Origin of the sequence: Enterobacter mori LMG 25706 (genome assembly GCF_000211415.1) — a bacterium.
GTDB classification, from domain to species: Bacteria; Pseudomonadota; Gammaproteobacteria; order Enterobacterales; family Enterobacteriaceae; genus Enterobacter; species Enterobacter mori.
In genome coordinates this window covers 235,075-253,475 of the sequence record NZ_GL890774.1, presented here as the reverse complement: position 1 = coordinate 253,475, position 18,401 = coordinate 235,075, and the positions used below count along the sequence as shown (strand labels likewise).

16 protein-coding genes are annotated in these 18,401 nt (G+C 57.5%); 10 read left to right on the top strand and 6 right to left on the bottom strand.

Annotation, left to right across the window (positions count from 1 at the left end; translation table 11 throughout):
- The first annotated feature begins 100 nt into the window (after positions 1–100).
- Together ENTMO_RS0102995 and ENTMO_RS0102990 are read left to right on the top strand one after the other, a co-directional pair.
- Positions 101–1,153 (top strand): patatin-like phospholipase family protein, encoded by a 1,053-nt coding sequence (locus ENTMO_RS0102995; protein ID WP_010427134.1) that lies wholly within the window; start codon positions 101–103, stop codon positions 1,151–1,153.
- On the top strand, positions 1,150–1,932 hold the full coding sequence (locus tag ENTMO_RS0102990; protein ID WP_010427131.1) for a metal-dependent hydrolase: 783 nt from the start codon (positions 1,150–1,152) through the stop codon (positions 1,930–1,932). Before ENTMO_RS0102995 ends, ENTMO_RS0102990 begins: the two co-directional genes overlap by 4 nt.
- Here ENTMO_RS0102990 and ENTMO_RS0102985 read toward each other — a convergent pair.
- Entirely contained in the window at positions 1,927–2,787 is an 861-nt protein-coding gene (locus ENTMO_RS0102985) for a YjjW family glycine radical enzyme activase (protein WP_010427130.1), read from the bottom strand. The two genes, ENTMO_RS0102990 and ENTMO_RS0102985, sit on opposite strands and share 6 nt — an antisense overlap.
- Positions 2,762–4,309: a YjjI family glycine radical enzyme gene (locus tag ENTMO_RS0102980; RefSeq protein WP_010427128.1), complete on the bottom strand. Its 1,548-nt coding sequence runs from the start codon at positions 4,307–4,309 to the stop codon at positions 2,762–2,764. The genes ENTMO_RS0102985 and ENTMO_RS0102980 overlap by 26 nt, the downstream gene beginning before the upstream one ends.
- A 262-nt stretch (positions 4,310–4,571) precedes the next feature.
- On the opposite strand from ENTMO_RS0102980, the gene deoC reads away from it, so the two are divergent.
- The 4 genes from deoC to deoD all read left to right on the top strand — a co-directional run bounded on the left by deoC (position 4,572) and on the right by deoD (position 8,866).
- Positions 4,572–5,351, top strand: a complete 780-nt coding sequence (gene deoC, locus ENTMO_RS0102975) for a deoxyribose-phosphate aldolase (RefSeq protein ID WP_010427127.1) — start codon at positions 4,572–4,574, stop codon at positions 5,349–5,351.
- A 109-nt stretch (positions 5,352–5,460) separates the two neighbouring features.
- A complete protein-coding gene (gene deoA, locus ENTMO_RS0102970) occupies positions 5,461–6,783 on the top strand; it encodes a thymidine phosphorylase (RefSeq protein ID WP_010427126.1) in 1,323 nt (440 codons plus the stop codon).
- Positions 6,784–6,836: 53 nt separating this feature from the next.
- On the top strand, positions 6,837–8,060 hold the full coding sequence (gene deoB / locus ENTMO_RS0102965) for a phosphopentomutase (protein ID WP_010427124.1): 1,224 nt from the start codon (positions 6,837–6,839) through the stop codon (positions 8,058–8,060).
- Between the two features lie 83 nt (positions 8,061–8,143).
- Positions 8,144–8,866: a purine-nucleoside phosphorylase gene (gene deoD / locus ENTMO_RS0102960; RefSeq protein ID WP_010427122.1), complete on the top strand. Its 723-nt coding sequence runs from the start codon at positions 8,144–8,146 to the stop codon at positions 8,864–8,866.
- A 61-nt stretch (positions 8,867–8,927) separates the two neighbouring features.
- Here the strand turns inward: deoD and lplA are convergent, their stop codons facing one another.
- Positions 8,928–9,944 (bottom strand): lipoate--protein ligase LplA, encoded by a 1,017-nt coding sequence (gene lplA / locus ENTMO_RS0102955; RefSeq protein WP_010427120.1) that lies wholly within the window; start codon positions 9,942–9,944, stop codon positions 8,928–8,930.
- A 39-nt stretch (positions 9,945–9,983) separates the two neighbouring features.
- Positions 9,984–10,631, bottom strand: coding sequence for a YtjB family periplasmic protein (locus ENTMO_RS0102950; RefSeq protein WP_029484938.1), 648 nt, complete (start codon positions 10,629–10,631; stop codon positions 9,984–9,986).
- A gap of 115 nt (positions 10,632–10,746) precedes the next feature.
- On the opposite strand from ENTMO_RS0102950, the gene serB reads away from it, so the two are divergent.
- From serB to nadR, 3 genes are read left to right on the top strand one after another with little or no spacing between them, the layout of a single operon-like run.
- Positions 10,747–11,715: a phosphoserine phosphatase gene (gene serB, locus ENTMO_RS0102945; RefSeq protein ID WP_010427116.1), complete on the top strand. Its 969-nt coding sequence runs from the start codon at positions 10,747–10,749 to the stop codon at positions 11,713–11,715.
- An 11-nt stretch (positions 11,716–11,726) separates the two neighbouring features.
- Positions 11,727–13,112, top strand: a complete 1,386-nt coding sequence (gene radA / locus ENTMO_RS0102940) for a DNA repair protein RadA (protein WP_010427114.1) — start codon at positions 11,727–11,729, stop codon at positions 13,110–13,112.
- Positions 13,113–13,147: 35 nt separating this feature from the next.
- Positions 13,148–14,380: a multifunctional transcriptional regulator/nicotinamide-nucleotide adenylyltransferase/ribosylnicotinamide kinase NadR gene (nadR, locus tag ENTMO_RS0102935; RefSeq protein WP_010427112.1), complete on the top strand. Its 1,233-nt coding sequence runs from the start codon at positions 13,148–13,150 to the stop codon at positions 14,378–14,380.
- 54 nt (positions 14,381–14,434) lie between these two features.
- On the opposite strand, the gene ENTMO_RS0102930 is transcribed toward nadR, so the two are convergent.
- Positions 14,435–15,436 carry a zinc-binding alcohol dehydrogenase family protein gene (locus ENTMO_RS0102930; RefSeq protein WP_010427110.1) on the bottom strand — a complete coding sequence of 334 codons (1,002 nt, stop codon included), beginning with the start codon at positions 15,434–15,436 and terminating at the stop codon, positions 14,435–14,437.
- Between the two features lie 108 nt (positions 15,437–15,544).
- Between ENTMO_RS0102930 and ENTMO_RS0102925 the strand changes: the two genes are divergently transcribed.
- On the top strand, positions 15,545–16,444 hold the full coding sequence (locus ENTMO_RS0102925) for a LysR family transcriptional regulator (RefSeq protein ID WP_010427109.1): 900 nt from the start codon (positions 15,545–15,547) through the stop codon (positions 16,442–16,444).
- A gap of 91 nt (positions 16,445–16,535) precedes the next feature.
- Here the strand turns inward: ENTMO_RS0102925 and ettA are convergent, their stop codons facing one another.
- A complete protein-coding gene (gene ettA, locus ENTMO_RS0102920) occupies positions 16,536–18,203 on the bottom strand; it encodes an energy-dependent translational throttle protein EttA (protein WP_010427108.1) in 1,668 nt (555 codons plus the stop codon).
- Between the last annotated feature and the right edge of the window lie 198 nt (positions 18,204–18,401).

Genomic DNA, 18,401 nt, shown 5'->3' with positions numbered 1-18,401 from the left:
AAAGTAAAGCCAGTCCTCGTGACTGGCTTTTTCTCGTTTGAGAACCTGATGGGATGGCGTTACTGTGTCTGAACACAATAATGAAAACAGGAAGGCAGAGGTGGGGCAGCGAATTCCCGTTACGCTCGGCAATATTGCGCCGCTGACGTTAAAACCGTTCCGCGCGGGTCAACTTGCACTGGTTTGTGAAGGTGGCGGTCAGCGCGGCATTTTCACCGCGGGCGTGCTGGATGAATTTATGCGCGCGCAGTTCAACCCGTTTGACCTCTACTTCGGTACCTCTGCCGGGGCACAGAACCTCTCCGCTTATGTCTGCAACCAGCCCGGCTACGCGCGCAAAGTGATTATGCGCTACACCACGGCAAAAGAATTTTTTAACCCGGTGCGCTTCGTACGCGGCGGGAACCTGATCGATCTCGACTGGCTACTCGATTCCACGTCCAGTCAGATGCCGCTGGCGATGGACACCGCCGCCCGCCTGTTTGATGCCGGAAAAGAGTTCTGGATGTGCGCCAGCCGGGGTGATGATTATTCGCCGGGTTACTTTTCGCCGCAGAAAGAGAACTGGCTGGATATTATCCGCGCCTCCAGCGCGATTCCCGGTTTTTATCGAACCGGTGCGCTGCTGGATGGCATCAGCTATCTGGACGGTGGGATCAGTGACGCGGTGCCGGTACAGGAGGCCGCCCGACGCGGGGCGAAAACCATCGTGGTGATCCGAACCGTACCGTCGCAAATGTATTACACGCCGCAGTGGTTCAAACGCATGGAGCGCTGGCTGGGCGACAGCAGCCTGCAGCCGCTGGTGAACATCGCGAAGCAGCATGAAACCACCTACGGCGCGATGCAGCGTTTCATTGAAAAACCGCCGGGAAAACTGCGTATCTTCGAAATTTATCCTCCGAAGCCGCTGCTGAGCATGGCGCTCGGCAGCCGTATTCCTGCGCTGCGCATGGATTACAAGACGGGACGACTGTGCGGACGTTACTTCCTGGCGACGGTGGGGAAAATGCTGGCTGAACAGCCGCCTCTGCATCGGCATAAACGCATTATCACCCCGCCAGCGATTGTCGCCAACGACCCGCTGACCATGCCGTTGGTGGATATTCCCCATGCGAACGATGTTCCACTGGATAACGAGGATCTGGCGTGACGCACCGCTTTGTCGATACCCATTGTCACTTTGATTTTCCCCCCTTCACCGGCGACGAGGTGCCGAGCATTGAGCGCGCCGCACGGGCGGGCGTCGACGCTATTATTGTGCCCGCGATTGAAGCGGCGTATTTCGAACGCGTGCTCGATCTCGCCCGCCGTCACGACGCGTTGTATGCCGCACTTGGGTTGCATCCTATTGTCATCGAACATCATCTGGACGAACATCTCGACAGGCTGGACGCTGTTTTGCAGACGGCGGAGAAGAAACTGGTTGCCATCGGTGAGATCGGCCTCGATCTTTATCGCGAGAACCCGCAGTTCGAGCGCCAGCAGACGATCCTCGACGCTCAGCTCAGGCTGGCGAAGCGTCACGATCTGCCAGTGATCCTCCATTCGAGACGCACGCACGATAAGCTGGCGATGCACCTGAAACGCATCGATCTGCCGCGCAGGGGCGTCGTACACGGTTTCTCCGGCAGCCTGCAGCAGGCGCAGCGTTTTATCGAGCTGGGCTATCACATTGGCGTCGGCGGTACTATTACCTATCCGCGCGCCAGTAAAACCCGTGACGTGATGGCACGGCTGCCGCTATCAGCGCTGCTGCTGGAAACGGATGCGCCCGATATGCCGCTGAATGGTTTTCAGGGGCAGCCTAATCGTCCTGAACAGGCTGCACGTGTGTTTACTGCGCTGTGTGAACTGCGTCCGGAGCCAGCGGCGGTGATTGCCCATGCGCTGCTTGAGAACACGCGTACGCTATTTGGCATCACACTATAGATAGAGCGACGGGCGGATCACGGCGATCCGCTTTTCTTCCAGCGCCACAGCCAGCGGTTCCACGTCGTCTGGCGTCGCGCTACGCCATGAGGCCGCCTCACCATAAACGCCGTGCGCGTGAAATGCGTTGATTCGCACAGGAATGTTTCCAAGCCCGTGAATAAATGTCGTCAGCGGTTTGAGATGTTCCAGATAATCACATTGCTCTGGGATGACCAATAAGCGGAGTTCCGTCAAACGGTGGCGATCTGCCAGCCAGCGGATGCTCTGCTTAATCTGCAGGTTTTCGCGCCCGGTCAGGAAGCGGTGATGCTCGTTCCCCCACGCCTTGAGATCCAGCATCGCGCCATCCAGTACCGGCAGCAGCTTTTGCCAGCCAGTTTCGCTTAACAGACCGTTGCTGTCGACCAGGCAGGTCAGGTGTTGCAAGGCGGGATCGGCTTTGATCGCGGTGAACAGGGCAATCAAAAACGGCAGTTGCGTTGTGGCTTCACCGCCGCTCACGGTGGTCGCTTGGGTAAAGGGGGCGGATTTGCGGACCCGGGTGAGGATCTCTTCTACGCTGAAGCGGTGTGCCATGGGCGTTGCCTGCTGCTGGCACAGGTGAAGGCAGATATCACACTGGTGGCAGTCACTCTCCTGCCACCAGACGCGCCCGGCCTGAATGGTCAGCGCATCGTGCGGGCAGTGGGGCACGCAGTCGCCGCAGTCGTTGCAGCGACCGATCGTCCACGGGTTATGGCAGGTTTTGCAGCGCAGGTTACAGCCCTGCAGAAACAGCGCCAGGCGGCTGCCCGGCCCGTCCACGCAGGAAAAAGGAATGACCTGACTAACTAAAGCGCATCTGCTGTTCATGGCTTATCACGCGCGGCTGACGTTCCAGAATGCGGGTATTGCGTGCGGCTTCTTCCCCCAGCCACGTAGTGTTGGTTCTCGAACCCGCTTCCCGGTATTTCTTCAGATCCGATAATCGCACCATATAGCCAGTGACGCGCACCAGATCGTTACCCGCCACGTTAGCGGTGAATTCACGCATACCGGCCCTGAACGCGCCCAAACAAAGCTGAACCACTGCCTGAGGATTGCGTTTGACCGTCTCCTCCAGAGTGAGAATATCGCTGATCCCGGCGTGATAGTGTTTGTGATGCGGCGCAACGGCCAGCAGATGGCTGATAGGATCCGGCTCGTCGCCGTAAGGCAGACGCGCGCCCGGCGTGGTGCCCGAGTCCGAACTGATCCCCGACTGCGCATGCAGCATCGCGCGATGCTTCCAGCCGTGCTTCACCGGCGTGTTTTCAACGAATGCCGCGAGCTGCTCACTGATGCGATACCCCAGCGCGTTAGCCTGTTCGTCTTTACCGTAACGCCCCTCGATGCCTTCCTTCTCGCAGAGCACGTTCACCGCTTCCGCCAGACCGTACATGCCAAACATCGGCACAAACCGATCGGCGTCAATCAGCCCCTCTTTCACCAGGAAGCTATTCTCAAAGAAGCCAGATTGCGCATACAGGAAATCGCAGCGCGTATCGATGATGGCGATTTGCTGCTGGCAGTAGTGCGGGAGCGTGCGGGTAAAGAAGTCTTCGGCAGAAGCGCTGTATTCGGCAATGGCCTTAAGGTTAAGGCGTACAAGGGTGCTGCCACCGCCTGCAAGCGGCAGAGAGTTGTAACAACTCACCACGCCATAGCGACCTTTTGTGAAAATTTTATCATTCACCGGACCATTGGAAACATGCGGTTTACTGCATTCACATATGTTTTTCGCCACCTCAAGCAGCAAATCGTCCGGGGTGATATCTGGATCGTAGATAAAGGTCAGATTCGGCGAAACCTGCTTCAGTTCTGCATCAGCGCGCAAAATGGCGCGTGTGACGGGCGTATCTGCCGGGCCGATATTGGCGTGCATAAAGGCATCCGGCAGGGTTCTGTCGAGATAGCGCCAGAAACGTTTTATTCGGCTATCGATCTCTTCTTGTGTTAGAATTCTAACATAAGGGTTCAGTATTGCATCCAGCTGGCCCAGATAGACGGGCATCGATGTGACGGACGGAACATGGTGATAAAGGATGGTTAACAGCGAGAGGGCGTCATCAAAGTCTTTCGCCCCTTCCAGCTCCAGCCATTCTGAACCGTTAGCCAGGAATTTTTCATAATCCGGCAGAACGTAGCGCGGTTTGTAAGGCGCATGGCCTTCGAACATGTCGCAGATAAAACCCTCGTCCAGCGCGGCGCGTGCCGCCTGCGGCAGGGCGGGATAGGGCAGATCGTTTTCCGCTTCCAGCGCCAGAAAATGACGTTTTTGCTCAGGCGTTAACACCGGGCTTGTCACAATGTGCTGGCAACGTTGTTGCAGGGCGTCGAGGCTGGAGTGGGGCATGTGCGCTTCCTTTAGTATTCTGCGGATGATGAACAGATTGTAGAAAGCCAGCCTGTTGGGGCTTTTGATCCGACAGGGGGTATCGCTGCTTTAGTCAGCAGTTAGCGCGATAAAGTTTGAAGAAGATCTCATTACAGTAATGCAAATTTGTACGCAGTTTTCATTAACTGTGATGAATGTCGAAGTGTGGATGCGGGTGAATGTTAGAATACTCACAGACCCGCAAGGTAAAATTTATACGGCACTGCCGTTGGAGAATGTTATGACCGATTTAACTGCAAGCAGCCTGCGCGCGTTGAAACTGATGGACCTGACCACCCTGAACGATGACGACACCAATGAAAAAGTCATCGCCCTGTGCCATCAGGCGAAAACGCCGGTGGGTAACACCGCAGCCATCTGTATCTACCCGCGCTTTATCCCGATTGCCCGTAAGACTCTGAAAGAGCAGGGCACGCCGGACGTGCGCATTGCAACCGTAACTAACTTCCCGCATGGCAACGATGATATCGAGATTGCGCTGGCAGAAACCCGCGCGGCGATTGCCTACGGTGCAGACGAAGTGGACGTGGTGTTCCCGTACCGCGCGCTGATCGCGGGCAACGAGCAGGTCGGTTTTGACCTGGTGAAAGCCTGTAAAGACGCGTGTGCGGCGGCAGACGTTTGGCTTAAAGTCATCATCGAAACCGGCGAGCTGAAAGAAGAGGCGCTTATTCGTAAAGCGTCTGAAATTTCCATTAAAGCCGGTGCGGATTTCATCAAAACCTCAACGGGTAAAGTGCCGGTTAACGCCACCCCGGAAAGCGCGCGCATCATGATGGAAGTGATCCGTGATATGGGCGTGTCCAAAACCGTTGGTTTCAAACCTGCGGGCGGCGTGCGTACCGCTGAAGACGCGCAGCAGTTCCTGGCGATTGCCGACGAGCTGTTCGGCTCCGACTGGGCCGATTCCCGTCACTACCGCTTCGGCGCATCCAGCCTGCTGGCCAGCCTGCTGAAAGCGCTGGGTCACGGCGACGGTAAGAGCGCAAGCAGCTACTGATTGCCAGACAATGCCGGATGACGCTTCGCTTATCCGGCCTACAGGATCGTAGGGCGGGTAAGCGTAGCGCCACCCGCCACAACTCCCCCGATTCCGCATGGAGGTTACCGTGTTTCTCGCACAAGAAATTATTCGTAAAAAACGTGATGGTCATGTATTAAGCGACGAAGAGATCCGCTTCTTTATCAACGGCATTCGTGATAACACCGTCTCTGAAGGGCAGATTGCGGCTCTGGCGATGACCATTTTCTTCCACGATATGTCGATGCCTGAGCGCGTGTCGCTGACCATGGCGATGCGAGATTCAGGAACCGTTCTGGACTGGAAAAGCCTCAACCTCAACGGCCCGATTGTGGATAAACACTCCACCGGCGGCGTGGGCGACGTAACCTCCCTGATGCTCGGCCCAATGGTGGCAGCCTGCGGCGGTTACATCCCGATGATCTCCGGGCGTGGCCTGGGTCATACCGGCGGTACGCTCGACAAACTGGAAGCTATTCCGGGCTTCGATATCTTCCCGGATGACGGCCGCTTCCGCGACATTATTAAAGACGTTGGTGTGGCGATTATCGGCCAGACCAGCTCTCTTGCTCCGGCAGACAAGCGTTTCTACGCGACGCGTGATATTACCGCGACCGTTGACTCCATCCCGCTGATCACTGCCTCTATCCTGGCGAAGAAACTGGCTGAAGGGCTGGACGCGCTGGTGATGGACGTAAAAGTGGGCAGCGGCGCGTTTATGCCGACCTATGAGCTTTCTGCTGCGCTTGCCGAAGCGATCGTTGGCGTCTCCAACGGCGCAGGCGTGCGCACCACCGCGCTGCTCACCGATATGAACCAGGTGCTGGCCTCCAGCGCCGGTAACGCGGTTGAAGTGCGTGAAGCGGTACAGTTCCTCACAGGTGAATACCGTAACCCGCGTCTGTTCGACGTCACCATGGCGCTGTGCGTGGAGATGCTGATTTCCGGCAAGCTCGCCAAAGACGATGCGGAAGCGCGCGCGAAGCTGCAGGCGGTGCTGGACAACGGCAAAGCGGCGGAGATCTTTGGCCGCATGGTTGCGGCGCAGAAAGGCCCGACCGATTTCGTCGAAAACTACGCGAAATACCTGCCAACCGCGATGCTCAGCAAAGCCGTTTACGCAGATACCGAAGGTTTCGTTTCCGCAATGGACACCCGCGCGCTCGGCATGGCGGTGGTCTCGATGGGCGGCGGACGCCGTCAGGCATCGGACACCATTGATTACAGCGTCGGCTTTACCGATATGGCGCGTCTGGGCGACAGCGTTGACGGTCAACGTCCGCTGGCGGTGATCCACGCGAAAGACGAAGCCAGCTGGCAGGATGCGGCAAAAGCGGTGAAAGCGGCAATTACGCTTGACGATAAAGCACCGGAAACCACACCGACTGTCTATCGCCGCATCACTGAATAACTGTATACTGATCTGATCGCTATTTTTTGAAGCACTACGTACGGAGAACAATTATGAAACGTGCATTTATTATGGTGCTGGACTCATTCGGCATCGGCGCAACCGAAGATGCAGATCGTTTTGGTGACGTGGGTTCCGATACCATGGGTCACATCGCGGAAGCCTGTGCCAAAGGCGAAGCGGACAACGGTCGTAAAGGTCCTCTGACCCTGCCAAACCTGACCCGTCTCGGGCTGGTGAAAGCGCACGAAGGCTCTACCGGTAAAATCGCAGCTGGTATGGACGGCAACGCGGAAGTCGTGGGTGCCTACGCCTGGGCGCACGAACTCTCTTCCGGTAAAGATACTCCGTCTGGTCACTGGGAAATCGCCGGTGTGCCGGTTCTGTTTGACTGGGGATACTTCTCCGATCACCAGAACAGCTTCCCGCAGGAGCTGCTGGATAAGCTGGTTAAGCGTGCCAATCTGCCTGGCTACCTCGGCAACTGCCACTCTTCCGGTACCGTGATTCTGGACGAGCTGGGCGAAGAGCACATGAAAACCGGCAAGCCGATTTTCTACACCTCTGCCGACTCCGTGTTCCAGATTGCCTGCCACGAAGAGACCTATGGTCTGGATAAACTCTACGAACTGTGCGAAATCGCCCGTGAAGAGCTGACCGAAGGTGGCTACAACATCGGCCGCGTGATCGCGCGTCCGTTTATCGGCGACAAAGCGGGTAACTTCCAGCGTACCGGTAACCGTCACGACCTGGCCGTTGAGCCACCGGCACCGACCGTGCTGCAGAAGCTGGTTGAAGAGAAAGACGGCCACGTGGTTTCCGTGGGTAAAATTGCGGATATCTACGCCAACTGCGGTATCACCAAAAAAGTGAAAGCCACCGGTCTGGATGCGCTGTTCGATGCCACCATCAAAGAGATGAAAGAAGCGGGTGACAAGACCATTGTTTTCACCAACTTCGTGGACTTCGACTCCTCCTGGGGTCACCGTCGTGATATCGCGGGCTATGCCGCCGGTCTGGAACTGTTTGACCGCCGTTTGCCGGAGCTGATGGAGCTGGTGGGGGAAGATGACATTCTGATCCTGACCGCGGACCACGGCTGCGACCCAAGCTGGACCGGTACCGACCACACCCGTGAGCACATTCCGGTGCTGGTGTACGGCCCGAAAGTGAAGCCGGGCTCGCTGGGGCACCGTGAAACCTTCGCGGACATCGGCCAGACTATCGCGAAATACTTTGGTACGTCTGACATGGAATATGGCAAGGCCATGTTCTGAATCATGTTGGGTGCGGTCTGATGCCCTCACCCCAACCCTCTCCCACAGGGAGAGGGAGAATTTACAATGAAAAGGAACTGAAGATGGCAACTCCTCACATTAATGCAGAAATGGGTGATTTCGCTGACGTCGTATTGATGCCGGGCGACCCGCTGCGCGCGAAGCACATTGCAGAAACCTTCCTGGAAGACGTGCGTGAAGTGAACAACGTTCGCGGCATGCTGGGCTTCACCGGTACCTATAAGGGCCGCAAAATCTCCGTCATGGGCCACGGTATGGGTATCCCATCCTGCTCTATCTACACCAAAGAGCTGATCACCGATTTCGGCGTGAAGAAAATCATCCGCGTGGGCTCCTGCGGCGCGGTGCGCATGGACGTTAAGCTGCGCGATATCGTTATCGGTATGGGTGCCTGCACCGATTCCAAAGTTAACCGTATGCGTTTCAAAGATCATGACTTCGCTGCAATTGCAGACTTCGGCATGGTGCGTGACGCGGTTGACGCGGCGAAAGCGCTGGGCGTTGAGGCGCGCGTGGGTAACATCTTCTCTGCTGACCTGTTCTATGCACCGGACGGCGGCGAGATGTTCGACGTGATGGAGAAATACGGCATTCTGGGCGTGGAAATGGAAGCGGCGGGTATCTACGGCGTGGCGGCTGAGTTTGGCGCGAAAGCGCTGACCATCTGCACCGTGTCTGACCACATCCGTACCCACGAGCAGACCACCGCTGCCGAGCGTCAGACTACCTTCAACGACATGATCAAAATCGCGCTGGAATCTGTTCTGCTGGGCGATAAAGAGTAATTCTGTCTCTTCCCTCCCTCTCCCTGTGGGAGAGGGCCGGGGTGAGGGCAGCAAACCGCACTTAGCGTACGGCCTGTGCAATCCACGCCGATAGCTCCCGCAGCTCATTTTCCTGCTCCGGAAAATCCCCAATCAACGCGTCGCATTCCTGCTGCAGCATATCCGCCCGGTACAAACAGCCCTGTAAACGAGCCGCGAGTGCTTCCAGCGGTGCCGGGTTCAGGCTATCCGTAAACACCTGCGTGCGGGTGATATGGCCTTTCTCGACGTCAAAATGCAGCTCCACGCCGCCCCAGGTAAAACGCTCGTCCAGCAGATGGGAAAACGCAGGCGCCTGGCCGAAGTTCCACTCCCAGCTGCTCTGGCGTGCGAAGGTTTCAGCAAAGTTGGGCAGGTCCGGGGTTTTATCTGGAGAGATTACCTCCGCTTCCACGCGCTCGCCGTAGTGCGCAAAGAACGCCTCGCGGATCGCATCGCAAATCTGCTCGTGCGTAATCCCCGGCAACAGTTCTACCAGATTCGCTACGCGCCCACGCACGGAGGTAATCCCTTTAGCCTGGAGCTTTTTCTTATCAGGATTCAGGTAGTTCGCCAGACGGCTCAGGTCAGCGTTCAGCAACAGGGTGCCGTGGTGGAAGCCGCGATCCATCGTTTCGCGGTAGGCGGAGCCGGAGACCTTCCGGTCGCCCTCGGGGGTTTTCACCACCAGATCGTTACGCCCGGACGCTTCCGCCGTCACGCCGAGTGAATTCAGCGCGTTGAGCACAATCGAGGTAGAGATGGTTTTGTCGTACTCCGGTTTACCCGCCATAAAGGTGAAGCAGGTGTTGCCGAGATCGTGAAACACCGCGCCGCCGCCGCTGCTGCGGCGCGCCAGGCGGACATTGTCCTCTTCCATACGCCGCGTATTGCACTCTTTCCACGGGTTTTGCGCCCGGCCAATAACTACCGTATCGGCATTGCGCCAGAGAAACAGCACGCGCTGGGTGGCGGGCATCTGGCGGAAGATGCACTCTTCCACCGCGAGATTAAACCAGGGATCGTAAGAGTCAGAGATAAGCAGGCGTAACGTCGTCATGGCAAAGTTCCTTTTCTGAGTCATTCGCCTACTTTATCACTATTCTTTCTTCTCGCTCTCTTCGTCTTCGGGAACCGACTTGCTGGCGGTCAGCAGGAACGGTGACTGCTGCCAGCGGGTACGCTTGCCCTGAAGCAGGGTACGCGCCAGCACAACGCCAATGGCCAGCGAGAGCAGCAGCATCAGACGCAAAATGTTGGTGGTGTTATCGACCTGTTTGGCTTCGGTCGGCAGGGTATGCGTATCGAGCGTCAGGCGCAGGTAGCCCAGCGGGCCATTCTTGCCCTGAATGGGTTCGACGATCTGCTGGTTAAAATAGCCCCCGGCTTTTTTGCCGTCCAGCGCCAGCCTGTCGCGCACATTAACGTGCTCGCCCGCGCGGGCAATCAGGTTGCCTTGCTCATCATAGACGCCGGCATCCAGAATACGACTGTTTTCAGTGAGCTGACGTAAAACCTGGCCTATCCGCTTATCGTCCGGCGTTTCAGTACGCATTGAGGGGGCAACGTTGAGCGTGACCTGACGCGCCAGCGTGCGGGCCAGCTCGTCAAACTGCGGGTTACGTTGCCGTTGATGGTTCTGGCTAAACCACGATGCCCCTTGCATCAGCGCCACCAGAAGTGCGAGACAGATCAGGACAATCACGGCGCGATGAAGCCGGAATTTCAGTTCTTGCGCGAGCCATATTCCACCTGCTGAAAATTTACGGCTTAATGTTGCCAGAAGTGATGGTTACAGGGTAGCCTCATGCGTTATTTTCCCTCTGGAACCTTCCGGCGCGAACGAATTTACAGGAGCTTTAATGCCGAACATTACCTGGTGCGACCTGCCAACGGATGTCTCTTTATGGCCAGGATTGCCGCTCTCTTTAAGTGGCGATGAGGTGATGCCTCTGGATTACCACGCCGGTCGTAGCGGCTGGCTGCTGTACGGACGCGGTCTGGACAAGCAACGCCTGACCCAGTACCAAAGCAAACTGGGGGCTGCGATGGTGATTGTCGCCGCCTGGTGTGTGGAAGATTACCAGGTCATCCGCCTTGCGGGTTCCCTGACGCAGCGCGCAACGCGTCTGGCGCATGACGCCGGGCTGGACGTCGCGCCGCTCGGTAAAATTCCGCACCTGAAAACCCCTGGCCTGCTGGTCATGGACATGGACTCTACGGCGATCCAGATCGAATGTATCGACGAGATTGCGAAGCTGGCGGGCATCGGCGAGCTGGTAGCGGAAGTCACCGAACGTGCGATGCGCGGCGAGCTGGATTTCACCGCCAGCCTGCGCCAGCGCGTGGCAACCCTGAAAGGGGCCGACGCTAACATCCTGCGCCAGGTGCGCGACGTGCTGCCGCTGATGCCCGGATTAACGCAGTTGGTGCTGAAGCTGCAGTCTCTCGGCTGGAAAGTGGCGATCGCCTCTGGTGGCTTCACCTTCTTCGCGGATTATCTGCGGGAAAAACTGCACCTGACCACCGTGGTGGCCAATGAGCTGGAGATCATGGACGGCAAGCTGACCGGCCAGGTGATCGGCGATATCGTGGATGCCCAGTACAAAGCCAATACGCTGACGCGTCTGGCGGAAAAATATGAAATTCCGGTCGTCCAGACCGTCGCCATCGGGGACGGCGCGAACGACCTGCCGATGATCAAAGCGGCCGGGCTTGGCATTGCCTACCACGCCAAGCCAAAAGTGAATGAAAAGACGGAAGTGACTATCCGTCACGCTGACCTGATGGGGGTGTTCTGCATTCTCTCCGGCAGCCTTAATCAGAAATAACGAGGTAAACCGTGGCGAAAGCTCCAAAACGCGCATTTGTCTGTAATGAATGTGGTGCGGATTATCCGCGCTGGCAGGGGCAGTGCAGCGCCTGTCATGCCTGGAACACCATCACCGAAGTGCGTGGTGTGGCGGCTTCGCCGAGCGTGGCCCGCAACGAGCGCCTGAGCGGCTATGCTGGTAACGCGGGCGTGGCGAAGGTGCAAAAACTCTCGGACATCAGCCTCGAAGAGCTGCCGCGCTTCTCCACCGGGTTCAAAGAGTTTGACCGCGTGCTCGGCGGCGGCGTGGTGCCGGGCAGCGCCATCCTGATTGGCGGTAATCCGGGCGCGGGTAAATCGACCCTGCTGCTGCAAACACTCTGCAAGCTCGCCGAACAGATGAAAACCCTGTACGTCACGGGCGAAGAGTCACTTCAGCAGGTGGCGATGCGCGCGCACCGCCTGGGTCTGCCGACCGGCAACCTGAACATGCTCTCCGAAACCAGCATCGAGCAGATTTGCATGATCGCCGAAGAAGAGCAGCCGAAGCTGATGGTGATCGACTCCATCCAGGTGATGCACATGGCGGACATTCAGTCCTCGCCGGGCAGCGTCGCGCAGGTACGTGAAACCGCGGCATACCTGACGCGCTTTGCCAAAACGCGCGGCGTGGCGATTGTGATGGTTGGCCACGTGACCAAAGACGGCTCGCTGGCCGGGCCGAAGGTGCTTGAGCACTGTATCGACTGCTCTGTGATGCTCGACGGAGACGCGGATGCCCGCTGCCGTACCCTGCGCAGCCATAAAAACCGCTTTGGGGCGGTGAACGAACTGGGTGTGTTTGCCATGACCGAACAGGGGCTGCGCGAAGTCAGCAACCCGTCGGCCATCTTCCTGAGCCGTGGCGATGAGATCACCTCCGGCAGCTCGGTGATGGTGCTGTGGGAAGGGACGCGTCCTCTGCTTGTCGAAATTCAGGCGCTGGTGGACGTGTCGATGATGGGCAACCCGCGGCGCGTGGCGGTCGGTCTGGAACAAAACCGTCTGGCGATCCTACTGGCGGTACTGCACCGTCACGGCGGGCTGCAGATGGCGGATCAGGACGTTTTTGTGAACGTGGTCGGCGGCGTCAAAGTTACTGAGACCAGCGCAGACCTGGCGCTGCTGCTGGCAATGGTCTCCAGCCTGCGCGACAGACCGCTGCCGCAGGATCTGGTCGTCTTCGGCGAAGTGGGCCTCGCCGGGGAAATCCGTCCGGTGCCCAGCGGTCAGGAGCGTATCTCCGAGGCGGCAAAACACGGCTTCCGCCGGGCGATCGTTCCCGCCGCCAACGTGCCGAAAAAAATCCCGGAAGGGATGCAGGTATTTGGCGTGAAAAAACTCGCAGATGCGTTAAATGTCTTTGACGACTTATAATTACGTATTCGATTTTGCAGGAGGCACCGTAATTTATGTCATCATTTGACTACATCAAGACCGCAATCCGCCAGAAGGGCTGCACGCTGCAGCAGGTGGCGGACGCCAGCGGCATGACCAAAGGCTACCTGAGCCAGCTGCTGAACGCCAAAATCAAAAGCCCCAGCGCGCAGAAGCTCGAAGCACTGCACCGCTTTCTGGGGCTGGAATTCCCGCGTATGCAAAAGAACATCGGTGTGGTGTTCGGCAAGTTTTACCCGCTGCATACCGGGCATATCTATCTGATCCAGCGCGCCTGTAGCCAGGTGGACGAGCTGCACATCATCATGGGCTACGATGAAACCCGCGACCGTCAGCTGTTCGAAGACAGCGCCATGTCGCAGCAGCCCACTGTGTCAGACCGCCTGCGCTGGCTGCTTCAGACCTTTAAGTATCAGAAAAACATTCGTATTCATGCCTTTAACGAAGAGGGCATGGAGCCGTATCCGCACGGCTGGGACGTGTGGAGCAACGGTGTAAAAACCTTTATGGAAGACAAGGGGATTGCGCCGAACTGGATCTACACCTCTGAAGAGTCCGATGCGCCTCAGTTCCGCGAGCATCTGGGCATCGAGACGGTGCTGATCGATCCGAAACGCACCTTTATGAACATCAGCGGGGCGCAGATCCGCGAAAACCCGTTCCGCTACTGGGATTATATTCCGACCGAAGTTAAGCCGTTCTTTGTGCGTACGGTGGCGATTCTGGGCGGCGAGTCGAGCGGCAAATCAACGCTGGTCAATAAGCTGGCGAACATCTTCAACACCACCAGCGCGTGGGAGTACGGCCGCGATTATGTCTTCTCGCACCTCGGTGGCGACGAGATGGCACTGCAGTATTCCGACTACGACAAAATTGCGCTCGGACATGCCCAGTACATTGATTTTGCCGTGAAATATGCCAATAAAGTGGCGTTTATCGATACCGATTTCGTCACCACGCAGGCGTTCTGTAAAAAGTATGAAGGGCGTGAGCACCCGTTCGTGCAGGCGCTGATTGACGAGTATCGCTTTGACCTGGTGATCCTGCTGGAAAACAATACTCCGTGGGTCGCTGATGGCATGCGCAGCCTCGGCAGCTCCGTGGACAGGCGGGAATTCCAGTCCATGCTGGTGGAGATGCTCAACGAAAATAACGTTGAGTTTGTGCATGTGGAAGAGTCGGACTACGACTCCCGTTTCCTGCGCTGCGTCGAGCTGGTGAAGGAGATGATGGGGGAGCAGGGGTAAGCGTTAACCTCCCTCTCCCGGTGGGAGAGGGCCGGGGTGAGGGCATCAAACCGCTCAGAACTCAACCACCACTTTCCCACGCATATGTCCCTCCAGCACTTTGCGGTGCGCCTCGGTAATGCTTTCCACGCTCAGCCCGTGCAGCGTTTCACTCAACGAACTTTCCACCACGCCGTTATCCACCAGCTTCGCCACCTCATTGAGGATCTCACCCTGACGCGCCATATCCGCCGTCTGATACATGCTGCGGGTATACATAAATTCCCAGTGCAGGGCGGCGGATTTGGACTTCAGCTTGTCCTGATCCAGCGGACGTTCATTCTCAACGATGGAGCAGATATGCCCTTGTGGCGCAATCAGTTCGCTGACCGCATCCCAGTGCCCGTCGGTGTCGTTGAGGATGAAAATGTAATCCACGAAGGTCAGCCCCTCTTTCGCCAGCTCACCTTTCAGATCGCGGTAGTTCACCACCACGTCTGCACCGCGGTCGCGGCACCACTGGGCAGAATCTTCTCGCGAAGCGGTTGCGATGATTTTCACCTTGCTGTTGTGTTTCGCAAAGGGGATCGCCAGCGATCCCACGCCGCCTGCGCCGCCAATGATCAGCAGCGTTTTGTCCGCCCCTGCATCCTGAATGTTCAGCCGTTCAAACAGGCCTTCCCACGCGGTGAGCGCGGTCAAGGGCAGTGCAGCGGCAGCCGCCCAGCCGAGGCTCGCAGGTTTGTGCCCGACAATACGCGCATCGATCAGCTGATGCGTGGTATTGCTGCCCGGGCGGGTGATGTCGCCCGCGTACCACACTTGATCTCCCGGTTTGAATCCGGTCACGCCAGCCCCCACGGCTTTGACGATCCCGCTGGCATCCCAGCCGAGCACGCGCGGCTCGTTCAGCCCGTTTTTGGCAATACTCGCGTGGACTTTGGTATCGACCGGGTTAACGGAGACGGCTTTCACCTCCACCAGCAGATCGTGCTCGCCGGGCTGCGGCATCGGCGGGGTTATTTCAATAAAAACAGCAGGGTTCGCTGGGTTAACGGCAATGGCTTTAACAGACATGGTGTGCTCCTCAATGGAATGCGTTTTGTTGAGGCTAGTCTATTAAGTGGTCAGCTGCATGATAAGATGGACAATCAAGAACTCAGCGTTCGTACAGGATGAACAATCATGTTTAAACAGCTGCAGGACATGGCGCTGTTCGCGCTGGTAGCGGAGATGGGCAGCTTTACGGCTGCCGCTCAGAAAGCGGAACTGCCAAAATCCAGCGTTAGCCAGCGGATTAGTCAGCTGGAACAGCAGGTGGGGATCCGCCTGCTCAACCGCACTACGCGCAGGATCAGCCTCACGTTTGCGGGCGAGCACTATCTGGTGCACTGCCGTGAGATGCTGGCGGCCAGCGAGCGGGCGGAGTACGCCATTCAGCGGCTGCGCGAAAACCCGAGCGGGCGGCTGCGGATCACCTGTCCGGCGGGGATTGGCGCGACGCTGCTGGCGCATATGAATGCCGAGTTCCAGCTTCGCTATCCTGACGTGTCGCTGGACGTGTCGATCTCTGACGACGTTGTGGATCTGGTCGAATCCGGTTTTGACGTGGCGCTGCGTACCGGCAAACCGCAGGACTCCTCCCTGATTGGCCGAATGATCGGGCACTGCCCGCGTTATATGCTGGCTTCGCCGGACTATCTGGCGCGTCGGGAGCCGTTAATTCATCCCCGTCAGCTGGTGGAGCACCGCTGCATTACGCACCGGGCGTGGTCAGAGTGGCTTCTGCGAAGCGAGAGCGAAGATTACCGCTACCTGCCTGATAACGCGCACATGACCGATAATCTGGTGTATGCCCGCGAATGTGCGATTGCCGGCGCGGGGATCACGCTGTTACCCGCATTTCTGCTGGAGGATAAGATCGATAAGGGTGCACTGGTGAAGGTGCTGCCGGAGTGGAATGTTGAAGGTAACGATCTGTGGCTGGCGTATCCAAGCCGCAAGCTGAATTCACCTGCGCTGATGAGCTATATCGAGTTTGCGATGCAGTTCGATGAGGTGAAGCGGTATTACGTGGGCGGGTGATTTTGTGGGGCCTGATGCCCTCACCCTGCCCCTCTCCCACGCGGAGAGGGAACAAACATAAAAAACGGCAACCGAAGTTGCCGTTTTGCTTTTATTTCGAAATACGCTTGTACTTAATACGCTTCGGCTCCAGCGCATCGGCGCCCAGCGTGCGTTTCTTATACTCTTCGTATTCGGTGAAGTTACCTTCGAAGAACTCGACTTTACCTTCATCCTGGTAGTCCAGAATGTGGGTCGCGATACGGTCCAGGAACCAGCGGTCGTGCGAGATAACCATCGCGCAGCCCGGGAACTCCAGCAGTGCGTTTTCCAGCGCGCGCAGGGTTTCGATGTCCAGGTCGTTGGTTGGTTCATCGAGCAGCAGTACGTTACCGCCCACCTGCAGCAGCTTCGCCAGGTGCAGACGACCGCGCTCACCGCCGGACAGCTCGCCTACGCGTTTGCCCTGGTCGGTGCCTTTGAAGTTAAAGCGGCCAACGTAGGCGCGGCTTGGCATCTCGGTGTTGCCGATACGCATGATATCCAGACCGCCGGAGACTTCTTCCCACACGGTTTTGCTGTTGTCCATTGCGGCACGGAACTGATCAACGGAGGCCAGCTTCACGGTTTCACCCAGAGTGATAGAGCCGCTGTCAGGCTGTTCCTGACCGGACATCATGCGGAACAGGGTTGATTTACCCGCGCCGTTCGGACCGATGATCCCGACGATAGCGCCTTTCGGTACGGAGAAGCTCAGGTCGTCAATCAGCAGGCGGTCGCCGTAAGACTTACGCAGATTGCTGACTTCAACCACTTTATCCCCCAGACGTGCTCCAGGTGGAATAAACAGTTCGTTGGTTTCGTTACGTTTCTGGTATTCGGTGTTGTTCAGCTCTTCGAAGCGTGCCAGACGGGCTTTGCCCTTAGACTGACGGCCTTTCGCGCCCTGACGCACCCACTCCAGCTCTTTCTCGATAGACTTACGACGCGCCGCTTCCTGAGAAGCTTCTTGCGCCAGACGCTGATCTTTCTGCTCAAGCCATGAGGAGTAGTTGCCTTCCCACGGAATACCTTCACCGCGGTCCAGCTCCAGGATCCAGCCCGCGACGTTGTCGAGGAAGTAACGGTCGTGGGTGATCGCCACAACGGTGCCTTCGAAGTCGTGCAGGAAGCGTTCCAGCCAGGCGACAGATTCTGCATCCAGGTGGTTCGTTGGTTCGTCGAGCAGCAGCATGTCTGGTTTTTCCAGCAGCAGGCGGCACAGCGCGACGCGGCGACGTTCACCACCGGAGAGCTTCTCAACTTTTGCATCCCAGTCCGGCAGACGCAGGGCATCAGCCGCGCGCTCCAGCTGCACGTTCAGGTTGTGACCGTCGTGCGCCTGGATAATCTCTTCATACTTGCCCTGCTGAGCGGCCAGCTTGTCGAAGTCCGCATCCGGCTCGGCGTATTTGGCATACACTTCATCCAGACCTTTCAGCGCGTTAACTACTTCGGACACCGCTTCTTCAACGGATTCGCGAACGGTGTGTTCCGGGTTCAACTGAGGTTCCTGCGGCAGGTAACCAATCTTGATGCCAGGCTGCGGACGGGCTTCACCTTCGATGTCTGTATCGATGCCCGCCATGATGCGCAGCAGGGTGGACTTACCGGCACCGTTGAGACCCAGAACACCGATTTTTGCACCCGGGAAGAAGCTCAGCGAGATATTTTTAAGAATATGACGTTTCGGCGGGACAACTTTGCCGACACGATGCATGGTATAAACGAATTGAGCCACGTTGGACTTCGCCTCTTTTATCGTAATGAGAAGGAATTTCAGCCTCGAAGTGTAGCCTTTTTCATGCCCTAATCCCAGTCAGGAACGCCGGGAGTGTTAAAACGCGCAGGAAAGGTAAAAAAGTGTCCATAACGTGGCGCGTTGCAGGATGCCTGGTTAGCATAAGTGAATGCAACATTGACGTGGCAAGACGCTGCA

Coding starts and splice junctions, on each gene's coding strand:
- ENTMO_RS0102985 (WP_010427130.1), bottom strand. CDS start 2,787: ATGAACAGCAGATGCGCTTTAGTTAGTCAGGTCATTCCTTTTTCCTGC.
- ENTMO_RS0102980 (WP_010427128.1), bottom strand. CDS start 4,309: ATGCCCCACTCCAGCCTCGACGCCCTGCAACAACGTTGCCAGCACATT.
- deoC (WP_010427127.1), top strand. CDS start 4,572: ATGACCGATTTAACTGCAAGCAGCCTGCGCGCGTTGAAACTGATGGAC.
- deoB (WP_010427124.1), top strand. CDS start 6,837: ATGAAACGTGCATTTATTATGGTGCTGGACTCATTCGGCATCGGCGCA.
- deoD (WP_010427122.1), top strand. CDS start 8,144: ATGGCAACTCCTCACATTAATGCAGAAATGGGTGATTTCGCTGACGTC.
- lplA (WP_010427120.1), bottom strand. CDS start 9,944: ATGACGACGTTACGCCTGCTTATCTCTGACTCTTACGATCCCTGGTTT.
- serB (WP_010427116.1), top strand. CDS start 10,747: ATGCCGAACATTACCTGGTGCGACCTGCCAACGGATGTCTCTTTATGG.
- nadR (WP_010427112.1), top strand. CDS start 13,148: ATGTCATCATTTGACTACATCAAGACCGCAATCCGCCAGAAGGGCTGC.
- ENTMO_RS0102930 (WP_010427110.1), bottom strand. CDS start 15,436: ATGTCTGTTAAAGCCATTGCCGTTAACCCAGCGAACCCTGCTGTTTTT.
- ENTMO_RS0102925 (WP_010427109.1), top strand. CDS start 15,545: ATGTTTAAACAGCTGCAGGACATGGCGCTGTTCGCGCTGGTAGCGGAG.